This window comes from Bradyrhizobium sp. Ce-3, assembly GCF_022835695.1.
Taxonomy (GTDB): Bacteria; Pseudomonadota; Alphaproteobacteria; order Rhizobiales; family Xanthobacteraceae; genus Bradyrhizobium.
Genome location: NZ_BQUV01000001.1, coordinates 469,017 through 483,885, shown reverse-complemented (window position 1 = coordinate 483,885; position 14,869 = coordinate 469,017). Strand labels below are relative to the sequence as shown.

The 14,869-nt window shown below is 64.6% G+C and carries 16 protein-coding genes; 6 read left to right on the top strand and 10 right to left on the bottom strand.

The features are described 5' to 3' along the window. Nucleotides 1-79 precede the first annotated feature (79 nt). Nucleotides 80-1,075 carry a tRNA dihydrouridine(20/20a) synthase DusA gene (dusA, locus tag BRSPCE3_RS02415; RefSeq protein ID WP_283843070.1) on the top strand — a complete coding sequence of 332 codons (996 nt, stop codon included), beginning with the start codon at nt 80-82 and terminating at the stop codon, nt 1,073-1,075. A gap of 7 nt (nt 1,076-1,082) precedes the next feature. On the opposite strand, the gene BRSPCE3_RS02410 is transcribed toward dusA, so the two are convergent. The 5 genes from BRSPCE3_RS02410 to BRSPCE3_RS02390 form a co-directional block, all read right to left on the bottom strand. After that, a complete protein-coding gene (locus BRSPCE3_RS02410) occupies nt 1,083-1,979 on the bottom strand; it encodes a LysR family transcriptional regulator (protein WP_244064036.1) in 897 nt (298 codons plus the stop codon). Nucleotides 1,980-2,162: 183 nt separating this feature from the next. Beyond that, entirely contained in the window at nt 2,163-3,341 is a 1,179-nt protein-coding gene (locus BRSPCE3_RS02405) for a muconate/chloromuconate family cycloisomerase (protein ID WP_244064034.1), read from the bottom strand. A gap of 67 nt (nt 3,342-3,408) precedes the next feature. Then, a complete protein-coding gene (locus BRSPCE3_RS02400; protein ID WP_244064032.1) occupies nt 3,409-4,278 on the bottom strand; it encodes an intradiol ring-cleavage dioxygenase in 870 nt (289 codons plus the stop codon). A 71-nt stretch (nt 4,279-4,349) separates the two neighbouring features. Beyond that, nucleotides 4,350-4,874 carry a flavin reductase family protein gene (locus tag BRSPCE3_RS02395; RefSeq protein ID WP_244064030.1) on the bottom strand — a complete coding sequence of 175 codons (525 nt, stop codon included), beginning with the start codon at nt 4,872-4,874 and terminating at the stop codon, nt 4,350-4,352. Beyond that, a complete protein-coding gene (locus tag BRSPCE3_RS02390; RefSeq protein WP_244064028.1) occupies nt 4,871-5,500 on the bottom strand; it encodes an FAD synthetase in 630 nt (209 codons plus the stop codon). The genes BRSPCE3_RS02395 and BRSPCE3_RS02390 overlap by 4 nt, the downstream gene beginning before the upstream one ends. Before the next feature lie 251 nt (nt 5,501-5,751). Here BRSPCE3_RS02390 and BRSPCE3_RS02385 point away from each other — a divergent pair, with 251 nt between their 5' ends. Further along, nucleotides 5,752-7,329, top strand: coding sequence for a 4-hydroxyphenylacetate 3-hydroxylase family protein (locus BRSPCE3_RS02385; protein ID WP_244064027.1), 1,578 nt, complete (start codon nt 5,752-5,754; stop codon nt 7,327-7,329). Between the two features lie 95 nt (nt 7,330-7,424). Next, nucleotides 7,425-7,715: a muconolactone Delta-isomerase gene (gene catC / locus BRSPCE3_RS02380; protein ID WP_244064025.1), complete on the top strand. Its 291-nt coding sequence runs from the start codon at nt 7,425-7,427 to the stop codon at nt 7,713-7,715. Nucleotides 7,716-7,821: 106 nt separating this feature from the next. Here the strand turns inward: catC and BRSPCE3_RS02375 are convergent, their stop codons facing one another. From BRSPCE3_RS02375 to BRSPCE3_RS02360, 4 genes are all read right to left on the bottom strand, one after another. Further along, a complete protein-coding gene (locus BRSPCE3_RS02375; protein ID WP_244064023.1) occupies nt 7,822-8,406 on the bottom strand; it encodes a TIGR02281 family clan AA aspartic protease in 585 nt (194 codons plus the stop codon). Nucleotides 8,407-8,431: 25 nt separating this feature from the next. Continuing rightward, the gene (locus tag BRSPCE3_RS02370) at nt 8,432-8,635 is read right to left on the bottom strand and encodes a DUF1289 domain-containing protein (RefSeq protein ID WP_244064021.1); all 204 of its coding nucleotides are present in this window, start codon (nt 8,633-8,635) and stop codon (nt 8,432-8,434) included. 154 nt (nt 8,636-8,789) lie between these two features. After that, nucleotides 8,790-10,394: a HAMP domain-containing sensor histidine kinase gene (locus BRSPCE3_RS02365; RefSeq protein WP_244064019.1), complete on the bottom strand. Its 1,605-nt coding sequence runs from the start codon at nt 10,392-10,394 to the stop codon at nt 8,790-8,792. Between the two features lie 200 nt (nt 10,395-10,594). After that, nucleotides 10,595-11,272 (bottom strand): transposase, encoded by a 678-nt coding sequence (locus BRSPCE3_RS02360; RefSeq protein ID WP_244064017.1) that lies wholly within the window; start codon nt 11,270-11,272, stop codon nt 10,595-10,597. Nucleotides 11,273-11,349: 77 nt separating this feature from the next. Here BRSPCE3_RS02360 and BRSPCE3_RS02355 point away from each other — a divergent pair, with 77 nt between their 5' ends. Beyond that, nucleotides 11,350-11,700 (top strand): hypothetical protein, encoded by a 351-nt coding sequence (locus BRSPCE3_RS02355; RefSeq protein ID WP_244064015.1) that lies wholly within the window; start codon nt 11,350-11,352, stop codon nt 11,698-11,700. 380 nt (nt 11,701-12,080) lie between these two features. On the opposite strand, the gene BRSPCE3_RS02350 is transcribed toward BRSPCE3_RS02355, so the two are convergent. Then, nucleotides 12,081-12,953: an NAD(P)-dependent oxidoreductase gene (locus tag BRSPCE3_RS02350; protein ID WP_244064014.1), complete on the bottom strand. Its 873-nt coding sequence runs from the start codon at nt 12,951-12,953 to the stop codon at nt 12,081-12,083. Between the two features lie 217 nt (nt 12,954-13,170). Here BRSPCE3_RS02350 and BRSPCE3_RS02345 point away from each other — a divergent pair, with 217 nt between their 5' ends. Next, nucleotides 13,171-13,608, top strand: a complete 438-nt coding sequence (locus BRSPCE3_RS02345) for a VOC family protein (RefSeq protein ID WP_244064012.1) — start codon at nt 13,171-13,173, stop codon at nt 13,606-13,608. Between the two features lie 110 nt (nt 13,609-13,718). Further along, entirely contained in the window at nt 13,719-14,849 is a 1,131-nt protein-coding gene (locus BRSPCE3_RS02340) for an Mrp/NBP35 family ATP-binding protein (RefSeq protein ID WP_244064010.1), read from the top strand. The last annotated feature ends 20 nt before the right edge of the window (nt 14,850-14,869 follow it).

The following is a 14,869-nucleotide window of genomic DNA, read 5'->3' as shown; positions in this document are numbered from 1 at the left end:
GAGTACAAGCGCGTGCAATTTCGGCTAATTTGGAAAGCACATATCCGTGCTCCATCCCACAAAGGTATAAGGTAAGTATTTGGAATCGCATAATTATCTATTTTCCGTGGCGCCGATGATGGACTGGACCGACCGGCATTGCCGGGTCTTCCATCGCCTGATGTCGCGGCGGGCGCGGCTTTACACGGAGATGCTGACGACGGGTGCCATCATTCATGGCGACCGGGCGCGGCTGCTCGGCTTCGACGCCAGCGAGCATCCGGTGGCGCTGCAGCTCGGTGGTTCCGATCCGCGCGATCTGGCGACCGCCGCCGAGATCGGCGAGCAGTTCGGCTATGACGAGGTCAACCTCAATGTCGGCTGTCCCTCCGACCGGGTGAAGGACGGCCGTTTCGGCGCGTGTCTGATGGCGGAGCCGGCGCTGGTCGCCGAATGCGTCGCCGCGATGAAGCGCGCGGTGAAAATTCCCGTCACGGTGAAATGCCGGATCGGCATCGACGACCAGGATCCGGAAATAGCGCTCGATGCGCTGGCCCGCGCCGTGATCGCCGCCGGCGCCGATGCACTCGTCGTGCACGCCCGCAAGGCCTGGCTCAACGGATTGTCGCCGAAGGAGAACCGCGACATTCCGCCGCTCGACTACGATCGCGTCTACCGCCTCAAGGCGGCGCTGCCGCATGTCCCCATCATCATCAATGGCGGTATCACGAGCATCGCCGAAGCCAAGCAGCATCTGGCGCATGTCGATGGCGTGATGCTGGGGCGGGCGGCCTATCAGGAGCCGTGGCGGCTGCTGTCAGTCGACTCCGAGCTGTTCGGCGAAACCCAGCCGCATGCCACGATGAAGGATGTGTTCGAAGCGATGTTGCCCTATATCGAGCGGCAACTGGCCGAGGGCACGCGGCTGCATTCGATCACGCGCCACTTCGTCGGCGCCTTCCATGGCGTCCCCGGTGCGCGTGCGTTCCGCAGGCACCTTGCGGAGAACGGCGTGCGGCCCGGCGCCGGGATCGACGTGCTGCGCGATGCGATCGCACGTGTTGACGATCGCCCGCTTGCGTCGGTCGCGGCCTGACAGCGGGTTATTGCTTGCGCTGTCGCCGGACGACGTCTTGCGCGACCTTCAGGAAATTGAAGAGGTGCGGCATCCGGTTGTCGCGCCGGTAGTTCAGCGACAGCGCGGTGCCCGGATTGTGTCCCTCATAGGCGCGATAGGCGACGCCGGGGCGCTCCGCCTGCGAGACGGATTTCGGCACCAGCGCGATGCCGACGCCAACCGACACCAGGCTGATCGCGGTCTGATAGTCCTGCGCCAGCACCTGCGATTTCGGGATGAAGCCCTCTTCGAGACAGATGTTGAGGATGTGGTCGGCGAAGCTCGGGCGCGGCTTGCGCGGATAGAGCACAAACGTCTCGGACTTGAGCGCCGACAGCCGCGTAACCTGCTGTTCCAGCAGAGGCGAGGTGTCTGACAGCGCCAGGATCAGCGGCTCCTGCAGCAGCGGCTCCGATTTCAGTTCCTCGTCGTCGAGCGAGGGCCGCGCGACAGCAATGTCGATCTCGCGCTGGATCACCGCACGCTTCTGCTCGGCGTTGTTCATTGCCGACAGCGCCAGCTCGACGTCGGGGTAGGCCGAGCGAAACGCCTTGATCACGTTGGGCAGCACGCCATAGGTCGCCGATCCGACGAAGGCGACGCGCAGGTGGCCGGAAAAGCCTTCACCGATCCGCTTGATCTCGCGATGGGTGCGGTCGAGCCGCTCCACCACGTCGCGCGCACGTTCGAGCAGCACGCTGCCGGCCTGGGTAAGGCGGATCTGGCTGCGGCTGCGGTCGATCAGCATGACGCCGAGATCGCTCTCGAGTTGCGCGATCTGCCGGCTCAGTGGCGGCTGGGCGATCGCAAGCCGCGACGCGGCGCGGCCGAAATGCAATTCCTCCGCGACGGCGACGAAATAGACCAGTCGCCTGAGGTCCATGACATCGTCGCGCTCGGTCACGGTCAGCCGAGTATTGGTTCGCGCGCTTCCAGGGAAGCTGCGGGAAAGGCCTGCCGGGTTCGATACCGCGTGATCATCGGCGCACGATTGAGTTGGTTCCAGCGCAAAGACTGGGCATGGGTCTCACGATTGTCAATTGTCCGAGGGAATGACGCCATCCGGCTAGTCCTTGCGGGCGAAGGCGCGAATCCTGTCCTCGTCGACCTCGACGCCGAGGCCGGGACCGTCGGGGACGCAGATCTCGAACTCGTCGAACCTGATCGGGTTGACCACGAGGTCCTCCACCAGGATGCGCGGGCCGAAATGTTCGGTGCCCCATTCGAGCTTGGGCAGGGTAGCGAATGCGGCGAGATGCGCGGCCGCGCCGATGCTGCTCTCCAGCAGGCAGCCGCCGTACAGCTCGAGGCCGTGCGCGCCGGCGACTGCGGCGGCTCGCTTGATCTCGAACAGGCCGCCGCTCTTGACCAGCTTCAGCGAATAGACGCTGCCGCACCCCATCGTGGCGACGCGGGCGATTTCCTCCTTGGTGAAGGCCGCTTCGTCGACCAGCAGCGGGATCGACGTGCGGGCCGCGACACGCACCATGGCTTCCAGTTGCAGCGCCGACACCGGTTGCTCGATCAGGGCAACATCCAGCTCCTCCAGCGCCGGCATGAAGCGGATGCATTCGGCCTCGGTCCAGCCCTGGTTGACATCGACGATCAGGCGCACCTCGTCGCCGAGCCCGGCGCGCAACGTCTGCAATCGCTTCAGGTCGGCCTGCGGCCGGTTGAAGCCGAACTTGATCTTGAACTGGCGGTGCTCGCGGCGCCGCAGCTTCTCCTTTGCTTCTTCCAGTTCCTGGCCACTGTCGCCCGAGGCCAGCGCCCAGATCACCTCCATGCGCTCGCGCACCGCGCCGCCGAGCAGCGCGCTGGCGGGGAGGCCGAGCGTCTTGCCGGCGGCGTCGAGCAGGGCGGATTCGATCGCGCCCTTGGCCGCGAAATTGCGGGTGGCAGCCTTGCTCATGCGCAAGGCATTGGCTTCGAAGGCGAGGGCGGGCTGCCCGAGCAGCGCCGGCGCCAGATAGTTCGTGACGGCAGCCTTGATCGATTCGACGCTCTCCTCGGCCCAGCGCGGCCCGCCGAGCGTCGAGGCTTCGCCGATACCCGTCACGCCGTTGTCGAGCTGGACGCGCACCAGCACGTAGCCCTGATGCGTGACTTCGGTGTTCGACAGCTTGTGCCGCCGCCGGGTCGGCGCCTCCACGATGGTGGCGCGGATGCTGCGGACCGCAGTGTCCCTTGTGAGACCGCGTACGTGTTCCACGGGCTCGGCGATTTCGATCACGGCACGGCTCATATGTCCTCACAGGCCAGTTCAGAATGAGCCCCGCCAGGCTGTCCGGCCTGGCGGGGCGTAACGCGTATCACTCGGCGGCGACGAGCCGCTCGACGGCTGCCTTCTTGAGCTTGAAGTCGAACTCGAGCACCAGATCGGTGTCGGCGCCGGCCGGCGCCTTGGCGAACTTGCCGATCAGGCTCTGCTTCACGGCGAATACCGAGTCGTTGTCGAGATACTTGGTCTCGGAATCGTAGATCTGCGAGATCAACGATTGATAGCCGTCCTTGGAGAGCATGAAGTGGATGTGGCCGGGACGCCAGGGATGGTGGCCCATGTACTTCAGGAGTTCGCCGCCGGCGCCGTCATAGGGGATCGGATAGGGCTCGGGGCGCAGCGCCACGAAGGCGTATTCGCCGTTGGCATCGGTCGTGAAGCGTCCGCGCAGATTGTAGGCCGGCTGCTCCGGATCTTGCAGATCATAGAGCCCGTTCGGCGCATCTTCCCAGACGTCGATGGTGACGCCCTCGATCGGCCGTCCCGCGGTGTCGACGATGCGCCCCGAAACCTTCACGGTCTGCGCGTTGTCGAAGGTCTTCTTGATGATGGAGGCGCCCTTGGGCAGCACCGGCGGGTTCTCGCGGTAGAACGGCCCGAGCACGGTCGACTCGCTCTCGCCGTCGGTGACGCGGTGGTCGAGCATGTCGACCAGCACCTCGACGCCGAGAATGTCAGCGATCAGGATGAACTCGTTGCGCTTCTCGTCCGAGATGTCGCCGGCGCGGCGCAGGAATTCGCAAGCCGCGAACCACTCGGCGAAGGTCAGGTCGACTTCCTTGCAGAAGTCGTGCATGTGGCGGATCAGGCTCGTCATGATCTGGCGGTTGCGATCCGGAATGTCGTTCGCGAGCGCGGCGATCACGTGGTCGGTGATAGTGTCCTTGTTGACGTTCAACATGGTGGTTTCCTCCTTTTCTTGCAGTTTCCTCAAACGTGCATCCCCGTTCTCGGGAATATCGGCTGGTGATCTCACCAGATGAATTCGTAAGCAGCATTCTCCAGCGTCGCCGGCGCGGGGTGCGGGTCGGCGAGGCCGCCGAAGCGGCCGCGGCAGAACAGCAGCGGCTTCTTGCCGGGTTCCAGTGCCATCTCGCGGACGTGGCCGAGGAAGATGGTGTGGTCGCCGGCAACGATCTCATCCGCGAGATCGGTCACGAAGTAGGCCGCCGCATTGGCGATGACGGGCAGCTCGTTGCGGCGCTCGAACACGTCGCAGAGATCGAGCTTCGGCTTGCCGGCGAAATGCCAGGCGAGATCCTCCATGCCTTCGGCGAGTACGCTGACCGCGAAGCGGCCGGTGTTCTGGATGTTGCACAGCATCTTCGCGCTCTTCGCGATCGAGATCGCGACCAGCGGCGGATCGAGCGAGACCGACATGAAGGCGTTGGCCGTCATGCCGTGGTCGCGGCCCTCGTAATGCGTTGTGATGATGGTGACGCCGGTGCCGAACTGGCCGCAGGCGTTGCGCAGCTCGCGCGGATCGATCGTGGTCATTGGCTGATGACCTCGAATTGGGCCAGGCCGGATCGGCTGGCCGGTGACGCGGTCACGATATCCCGCCAGTCTTCCAGCGCGGCCGCGGCCGCGGCAAGGCCGGATCGCCGAAGCGTGCGGATCCGGCTGCTGGAGACGATCTCGCCATCGCCGCAGCGCACCGGCGGCAGGATGCGGGTGTTGAAGTGCTGCCGCAGCAGCTGCGCGGTGCCGCGCTTGCAGGACCCGAAGCGGAAATCCTCCCCGACGATCACCTCGCGCGGCTGCAGGCGCCGCAACTCGGCGAGGAATTCGGCCGCGCTGCGCCGGACGTAGATCTGGTTGAAATCGGCGACGACGACATGATCGGGCGCGAATGTTGCGATGCGCGCGAGCTTTTCGCGGAGCGAGATCAGCGGCTCGGCCTGGCCGAAATACACCTTGGGCGGCGGATCGAAGGTGTAGACCACGGCCGGAACGCCGCGACGGCGTGCGGCCGCAATGGTTTGCCGGAGCAGTTCCTGATGGCCGCGATGGACGCCGTCGAACGCGCCGATGGTCACGACGCTGGCCGCGAGGGCCAATTCGCCATCGCGATGGAAAGCGACAGCAGCGCTGTCAAAACCCTTGCCCAGACCTTTGCCCATGGTTCGCTCCCTTGCCGTGCAGCTTAAGCTGCGGCTGCATCAGCGGGACGATCTTTGCCGTCCGGTCCGTGCCACCTGAGTCATAGCCCGAGCCGGGCCGGTCCGCGCGGTATGGTGTGATACCTTTCGTCCGCTCCGGATCAGCGCGTAGCTTTTCCTCCGATGTCACGCCGACCAAGAGCGTGACGGGATGGTCTCAGGCCGGCGCGGCAACCGCCGCCGGTCCAACGACACAAGCGGAGGAGAACGCCATGACTACAGCAGCAGCCCTGCGGGCCGACGTGCCTGCGTCCACCACCAGCGTCTATACCGGCGCGGAATTCCTGGACAGCATCCAGGACGGCCGGGAAATCTACATCTACGGCGAGCGCGTCAAGAACGTCACCCAGCATCCCGCCTTCCGCAATTCGGCACGGATGGTGGCGCGCTGGTACGACCGCTTTCACGAGAAGAAGGATCAGATCGGTGTGCTGACCGATACCGGCTCCGGACAGCTCACCCATCCGTTCTTCCTCGGCTCGAAGACGGCCGATGACCTGATCAAGGGCCGCGACGCGATCGCCGAGTTGCAGAAGGTCGCCTATGGCTGGATGGGCCGCTCGCCGGACTATAAGGCGGCGTTCCTCGGAACCTTGGGCGCGAATTCGGGCTTCTATGGCGAGTACGCCGGCAACGCGAAGAAATGGTATGCCCGGACCCAGGAACGGCTCGACTTCTGGAATCATGCCATCGTCAATCCGCCGATCGATCGCGACCGCGCCATCGAGGAGGTCCGTGACGTCTTCATGCATGTCGAGAAGGAGACCGATGCCGGCCTGATCGTGTCAGGCGCGAAGGTGGTCGCGACCGGCTCGGCGCTGACGCACTACAATTTCATCGCCCACTACGGCATCCCGATCAAGGACAAGTCGTTCGCGCTGATCTTCACCGCACCGATGGACGCCAAAGGCATCAAGCTGATTGCCCGCTCGTCCTACGAATTCACCGCGGCCGCGACCGGTTCGCCGTTCGACTATCCGCTGTCGAGCCGTTTCGACGAGAACGACTCGATCCTGGTGTTCGACAAGGTGCTGGTGCCCTGGGAGAACGTCTTCATCTATGGCGACGTCGACAAGATCAACCAGTTCTTCCCGGCATCCGGCTTCATCCCGCGCTTCACGCTGCACGGCGTGACGCGGCTTGCCGTCAAGCTCGACTTCATCGCCGGCCTGTTCTCGATGGCGGTGGAGGCGACCGGCTCGAAGGACTTCCGCGGCGTGCAGACGGCGGTGGGCGAGGTGATCGCCTGGCGCAATCTGTTCCACGGCATGTCGGATGCGATGGTGAAGTCGCCGATCGCCTGGCAGGGCACCGAGGGCTACAATCTGCCCAACCTGAACTACGGGCTGGCCTACCGCGTGTTCGCGCCGATGGCCTATCCGCGGATCAAGGAACTGATCGAGCGTCATGTCGCGAGCGGCCTGATCTATCTGCCGTCGAGCTCGGCCGATCTGGAGAGCGAGGCGATCCGGCCCTATCTCGACCGCTTCGTGCGCGGCTCCAATGGCTATGCTGCGATCGACCGGATCAAGCTGCTCAAGCTGCTGTGGGATGCGGTCGGCTCCGAGTTCGGCGGCCGCCACGAGCTCTATGAGCGCAATTATGCCGGCAATTACGAGAACCTGCGTGTCGAAACCCTGATGGCCGCGAGCGCCACCGGCGACCTCGGCGCCATGCAGGATTTCGTGCGCAACTGCATGAGCGACTACGACGTCTCGGGCTGGACGGCGAAAGACCTCGTCAATCCCGACGACATCAACCTCGTCAGCCGCGGCCTGGTGCAAGGCTGACGATAAGGTTGACGACAAGGCTGACGATCTGGGAGATACGGTGAGCCGCCGCGTTCGCGCGGCGGCTCCATCATTTGCGGAGAGAGTTCATCATCATGCTGTTTCACGTTGAAATGGATGTGCGAATTCCGCACGACATCGCGGCTGAAAAGGTCGACGCGCTGAAGCAGGCAGAACGCACCCGCGCAATGGAGCTACAGCGCACCGGGGCCTGGCGCCATCTGTGGCGGGTGGCCGGACGCTACGCCAATGTCAGCATCTTCGACGTCTCAGGCGCGCAGGAACTGCACGACATCCTGTCGAGCCTGCCGCTGTTTCCGTTCATGGAGATCAGCGTGACGCCGCTGTGCCGGCACCCGTCGTCGATCCACGACGACGATCGCTAAGGCATGATCCGGACAAGTGCGAAGCGGTTTTCTGAAAAGATCATGCCCAAACAAGGAGCTGAAGCGCGATGACGATTCAACCTCATCTGATCGCGCTTGGGGCCCCCTAGTCGACCGCCGTGCGCGGGCGCCGGTGGCGGCTCGAGGTGGTGATGCTGCCGGTGACGTCGGGGTAGCCGGTCAGGCTCAGCGTATCGGAGCGGACGCCCCAGCTTTCGAGCCGGTCGAGGAAGCTCATGCCGAGCAGATTGGTCTTCATTTGTCCGCGCTGCACGACCAGCGCCGGGACCGATTTCTCGACCAGCTTGCCGACAGCGAGGCGATCGAGCGTCAGCCGCGCCGCCTTGGTGTGACCGCCGGCGGTCTCGAGGTCGACATTGTATTCGAGCATGTCGGTCGGCAGCCCGATCGCCTTGGCGGTTTCCCAGGTCAGCACCACCGAGGTCGCGCCGGTGTCGATCACCATCGGTGCGCTGACGCCGTTGATCTTGGCGCGGAACGCGAACTCGCCGCCCTGGCTGCGGACAATCTGCACCGCGGGGGCAGGGACCGAGGCCGGCGCGGCGATACTGCGGCCGAAGATCTGGGTCAGGTTCTGCCTGGCGAGCGCGATCTGATCGGGATCGCCGTAGGCGACAACGACGCCGGCGGTTGCCATCAAGAGCAGGATGACAAGGAGGATGCGGGTCACGGCGCAACTCCCGCCGCGATGCCGGTCAGGCGCGCTTCGGACGCGGCTCCATGCGCTCGAGCCCGGCCTCGGTCATGCGCGCCGGCAGCCCCGCCATCACCGACAGCCGCTCCGAGCTGTCCATCTTGTGCCAGCGCGCGATCTCCGGAAGCGTGCGGCCACAGCCGAAGCAGAGCTTCGTCCTGGGGTCCATCATGCAGACTGCGATACACGGTGTCTCTGAGCTCATTCTTCAACTGTTGGACCGTTTCGGCCGCCGGTGCAAGCCGGCCAAAGCGGGATACTGCATCACGCCCCGGCTTTTTGTCGCGAGCATGGTCGTCGCGCGAACGCCCTGCATTTGTTGGCAACGAAGACCGCGTCACGTTGGTCCGCGACATGTTCTACAATCCAGTGCCGGCACTCATGATCGACTTGCGGCGCACGCTTTTCCGGTTGGCGCCCATCGTGGGTTCGGCGGGCTCCGGCTGCATCGGCGGCGATTCTTCCGCCATCGGTGCCAGCGCGCTCATCACCCGCTCCGGCGGCAAGGTCACGATCACCTCGGTGCCGATGCGCAGCTTCGATTTCAGCGTGAAGGTGCCGCCATGCATGTCGATCAGGCTTTTGGCGATCGGCAGGCCGAGGCCCGCGCCCTGTTCCGCCGACTTGATCGAGTTGGAGCCCTGGCCGAACGAGGCCAGCACGACCGGGATCTCGTCCTCGGCGATGCCGCTGCCGGTGTCCTTGACGCTCAGATATTGCCCGCCCGATGCGGTCCAGCCGACCTTCAGCCAGATCTCGCCGCCCTGCGGGGTGAACTTGATCGAGTTGGAGAGCAGATTGAGCACGACCTGGCGGATGGCGCGCTCGTCGCCCCAGATCCGGGGCATGCCGTGCTCGAACACCTCGTGGATGGTGATGCCGCGGCTCGAGGCGCGCAGTTTCAACAGATGGTGGCAGTCGGCGACGACATGCACCAGCGCCACGGCCTCTTCGTTCAGCTCGTAGCGGCCGGCCTCGATGCGCGACAGATCGAGGATCTCGTTGATGAGGTTGAGCAGGTGCACGCCGGAATTGTGAATGTCGGCGGAATATTCCTTGTAGACCGGCACCGCATGCGCGCCGAAGATCTCGCTCTTCATCACCTCGGAGAAGCCGAGGATGGCGTTGAGCGGCGTGCGCAGTTCGTGGCTCATCTGGGCCAGGAAGCGCGACTTGGCGACGTTGGCGGATTCGGCGCGGTGCCGCGCCTCGTCGGAGATCGCCTTGGCCTGCTCCAGCTCGCCGATCAGCGCATCTTTTTCGGCGCGGGCTTCCAGCGTCGCCAGCGTGGTCGAATGCAGCCGGTGCGCCAGCAGCGCGAAATAACCCTCGGCGGCCAGCGCGAGCAGCGCCAGCACGTAATTGTCGAACGCGCCGTTGAGCACGAGGTCGAGCGCGATCCCGACCGTCACCGGGACGGTCGCCGCGAGCGCTGCGATCGGCAGGCTCGCCGCCAGCATGCTGGAGACCGCGATCACCAGCAGCATCAGGAACATCATCAGCGTGTTGGAGGCGAGATCGCGCCCGGCGGGGTGGATCAGGATCGCGGTCCAGCACAGGCCGTAGAGCAGGTCGAGCAGCACGAAGCGGGTCCGCCATTTGCGGGTCACCGCGACCGAGGTCGGCTCGGCGAGGAAGCGGGCGCAGCTGCGGATGATCGCGAGATGGACGCAGAGGATGCCGATGGTCCAGGCACCGGCTATGATCGGCTTCATCCAGAGCCCGAACAGCACGCCGGTCGCGACCACGAGCAGCATCACGACGTAGGAGGCCGAGATCCGGGTCTGGGCATATTGACGAAGCAGCTCGGCGTCGAACGCCGGGCGGGTTCCACTGGTTGACGTTAACCGATCCCGCGCCTCGCGCACCCGCTGCGCGGCGACGCGCCGGCTGTTCACCGGCGCCGTCACCTGAGGTCCTGCCGGAAGCGCTACAACTTCAGGCTTTTCTGCGGGATTACTCATAAACAACACAAATCCTGCCAGCGAACCGCGCGGGCTTTTTGCATTGTCTATCTGTGACGCTAAATCATTAAGCGATGACTTAAAGAGCTAAAGAAAACCGTTAACGCGGGGTTAAATTAACTTTTGCGGCGGGCCCGGCGAACGCCGACATCGCTGCGCGTTCAATTCCGGTGACAGTGCACTTAACTCCCCGACAATGGTCATTCTTGCTCCTGTTCTGGTTCGGACGGCCTCGGTCCGCGTTTGCCTGGCTTGAGGACACGTCCGGTCAGCCGCTGCAGGCGGGCGAGAAAGCGATCGTCGCCGAGCGGCCGGCCGATGCTCTCGGCGGCGCGCAGGCGGTCGATCAGATCGGGCTCCGGCTCGCTGGCCAACAGTCCGGCGAAGTCGGGGAAGCGCTCCCTGACTGCTCTCAGCACGGTGACGCCGTCGTCCTTGCCGCTCAGATGCGCACGCGTGCTCGACCAGCGCCAGTCCTGCGCGCGCTGCACCAGCCGCGCCCGCACCGGGTTGAGCGCGACATAGCGCAGCGCGGCGGCGAGATGCGGCTCGTCCATGGCAACGGCGCCGAAGCGGCCCTGCCAGAAATGCCCGCTCTTCTTGCGCCGCGCCTGGATGATGCCGGCATAAGCGCGATGGACCCGCGCCAGCGCGCGGCGAAGCCCGTCGGGATCGGATGGCACCAGGATCAGGTGCACGTGGTTCGGCATCAGGCACCAGGCCCACACCTCGACATCGGCCGCGCGGCAATTCTCCGCGAGCAGGTCGCGATAGAGCGCATAGTCGCGGTCGCCGAAGAAGGTCCGAGCCCGGCCATTGCCGCGCTGGGTGACATGGTGGGGATGACCGGGGATGACGACACGGGCGAGGCGGGCCATGTGGTATGGTGCATCGAGAGGGGCGACAAGTCAATTTAGTGCACTGTCACCGTAATAGACGGAAGGAAACAAAAGCGGTGAACGTCTTCAGAAGCGCAATTGAGGGAAAACGATTGTCTTCCGTCGTGTTCGTTGAAGATTATGTCCAGCTAGTGTTCGACGGTGACGTCCTCACGATGTTTGTCTGGCCCGAAATCTCTGGCGGCAGCAAAATCTTTAAGCAAGGAAGCGAGGGCTATTGTGACGCACTTTCGAGGCTGATCAATAGACGTGTCGTTGAAGCTGCTGAACATCCAGGCGAACAACTCTCTATGCTATTCAGCAGTGGAGATGTCCTGTCGATGAGCCTGAGAGAGGATGATAGAACAGGAGTTGAAGCAGGCACGTTCCACGGGACGAAAGATCGCCTATCCATTGTTTGGAATTAAGCTCAAGCTGTTACCTTAGCGAGGCGCGCTGGCGAGCGTCGGCGATAACAGTGTGGCATCACTGCGGCTGTACCGCCTGCCAGCTCGTCGGTCCAGCGTACCGGGAATTGTGCTTATAACGCGATGAACCGGATTACGGTGACAGTGCACTAAACCGCCAATGAGAAGTTGAAACTTCGGAATAATGGAAGTGTGCCCCTGATTTGCCCGACATGTCAAGTCGCCAAATCGAATGCCGGCGGCCGGTCAGCTACTGTGCATGGGGTTGTTTTCGATATTTTGGCAGCGGGCACCTTCAAAGGGGAATTCTCCTTCGCGAGACGACGCTGCATGGCAGGTGACCCGCGGGCGCGGGTCACCTGGCCGTAAGCGAGCAGGCGCTAGCGCTGCAGCCGCGCCAAGAGGCTCGACGTATCCCAGCGCTTGCCGCCCATCTTCTCGACCTCGGCATAGAACTGGTCGACCAGCGCGGTGGCGGGCAGGGTGGCGCCGTTGCGGCGGGCTTCTGCCAGCGCGATCGAGAGGTCCTTGCGCATCCATTCGACCGCGAAGCCGAAATCGTACTTGCCCTCGTTCATGGTCTTGTAGCGGTTCTCCATCTGCCAGGACTGGGCCGCGCCCTTGGAGATGGTCTCGATCACCGCGGTGACGTCGAGGCCGCTCTTCTTGGCGAAGTGGATGCCCTCCGAGAGGCCCTGCACGAGGCCCGCGATGCAGATCTGGTTGACCATCTTGGTCAGCTGGCCGGCACCCGCCGGTCCGAGCAGCTTGCACATCCGCGCATAGGCGCCGGTGATAACAGGCTCGGCGCCGGCATACGCATCGGCCGCGCCGCCGCACATCACGGTCAGCACGCCGTTCTCGGCACCGGCCTGGCCGCCGGACACCGGCGCGTCGACGAACTTGAAGCCGGCCTTGGTGGCGGCGGCGTCGAGCTCACGGGCGACCTCGGCGGAGGCGGTGGTGTGATCGACGAAGGTCGCGCCCTTTCGGATGCCGGCAAAGGCGCCGTCGGGGCCGATGGTGACCGCGCGCAGGTCGTTGTCATTGCCGACGCAGCACATCACGAAATCCTGACCTTCGGCGGCGGCTTTCGGGGTGGCTGCGGTCTTGCCGCCGAACTTGTCGGCCCATTCCTTCGCCTTCGCCGCGGTCCGGTTGTACACGGTGACCTCATGGCCGCCCTTTTTCACGAGGTGTCCCGCCATCGGGAAACCCATTACGCCGAGACCGAGAAAAGCGACTTTGGCCATATCCGTTACCTTGTGTTCCGTTGCCTTGCGATTTGCCGTGGTGATCGCCCCGTGGCCCTGCCGGCAATGTCGCGGCGGGCAGGGCATTCCGTCCATGGAAGGAGCCGCACCATACCCCCTGTGCAGCGGAGGGCAACGGCCTTGGTGGGATGGCAGAAGGCTGTTTTGTGCTAGGATCGCCGCACCAAAGAACTTCACAAAAAAGGGAGTGTCTCGCATGGGCATGAGCGTCGGTGTGCTCGATCATTTCAATATCCGGACCCGCAATCTCGCCGCCACGGTGCGGTTCTACGAGGACGTTCTGGGCCTGGAAAAGGGCGCGCGGCCGAACTTCGCGTTCCCCGGTGCGTGGATGTACAGCGAGGGCAAGGCGGTCGTGCATCTGGTCGATATTTCATCGACCGACGAGGCGCAAAAGCCGGATTCCGGCGTCGTCCATCACGTCGCCTTTGCCAGCCAGGGCTTCGACGGGATGCGGCAGCGGCTGCAGTCCAAGGGCATGGAATTCGACTCGCGCCAGGTTCCCGGCGGCGACCTCTGGCAGATCTTCGTCAACGACCCCAACGGGGTCATGATCGAGCTGAACTACGAGGCCGCCAAGGAAGGCGGCGCGGCGGCGCCAGCCGAGCGGCGGGACGACGTCGGAGCGAGGTAGCCTTTTGCGCTGCAACGCTCTATGGGAGGTTTCTTGGGACATGATCCGGAAAAGTGCGAAGCGGTTTTCCGAACAAGATCATGCCCACTAAAAAGCCCAGGAGATGCGCGGTGAGCGTGACGCAGCAACAGGTTCTCGATTGCCTTGCCAAGGTGATGTCGCCGCGCGGCGTCCCCTTGACCAACGCCAATGTGCTGTCGGCGATCACGGTCACCGACGGCAAGGTGTTCTTTTCGATCAACGTCGACGCTGCCGAAGCCCGCGCCTGGGAAAGCGTGCGTGCGCAGGCCGAGAACGCCGTGCGCGCCATTCCCGGCGTCAGCGTCGCCATGATCGCGCTGACCGCGGAGCGTAAGGCGGGCGGTGCGGCGCCTCCGCCGCGGCCGGCCGGCGGCGTCCAGCCCGCGTCCGCGCACCGTCATCCGCATCCGCCCGGCGCACAATCGCCGATGGCGCGGCAAGCCGAGATCCCCGGCATCTCCGCCGTCATCGCGGTTGCCTCCGGCAAGGGCGGGGTCGGCAAGTCGACCACGGCGCTCAACCTTGCGCTTGGGCTGCGCGACCTCGGCCTGCGCGTCGGGCTGCTCGACGCCGATATTTACGGCCCGTCGGTGCCGCGGCTGACCGGCATCCGCGAGAAGCCGCAGCTCAACGACGACAAGAAGATGATCCCGCTCGTGCGCTTCGGCCTGGCGATCATGTCGATCGGCTTCCTGGTCGAGGAGGACACCGCGATGATCTGGCGCGGGCCTATGGTGATGTCGGCGATCACCCAGATGCTGCGCGACGTCGCTTGGGGCACGCTCGACGTGCTCGTCGTCGACATGCCGCCCGGCACCGGAGACGCGCAACTGACGCTGGCGCAGAACGTCCCGCTCAAGGGCGCCGTCATTGTCTCGACGCCGCAGGATCTGTCGCTGATCGACGCGCGGCGCGGACTGGCGATGTTCAAGAAGGTCAATGTGCCGGTGCTCGGCATCGTCGAGAACATGAGCTATTTCCAGTGCCCGCATTGCGGCACGCGCTCGGACATCTTCGGCCATGGCGGCGCCCGCCACGAGGCCGAGAAGCTCGGGGTGCCGTTCCTCGGCGAAGTGCCGCTGCACATCGCGATCCGCACCGCCTCCGATTCCGGTAACCCGGTGGTTGAGAGCGAGCCGGACGGCCCGCACGCGGCGATCTACCGCGCGATCGGCGGCAAGGTCCGCGAGCAGCTGCAGGGCGTCATCGCCGCGGCCTGAGCCCGCGTGGCTGTCCGGGC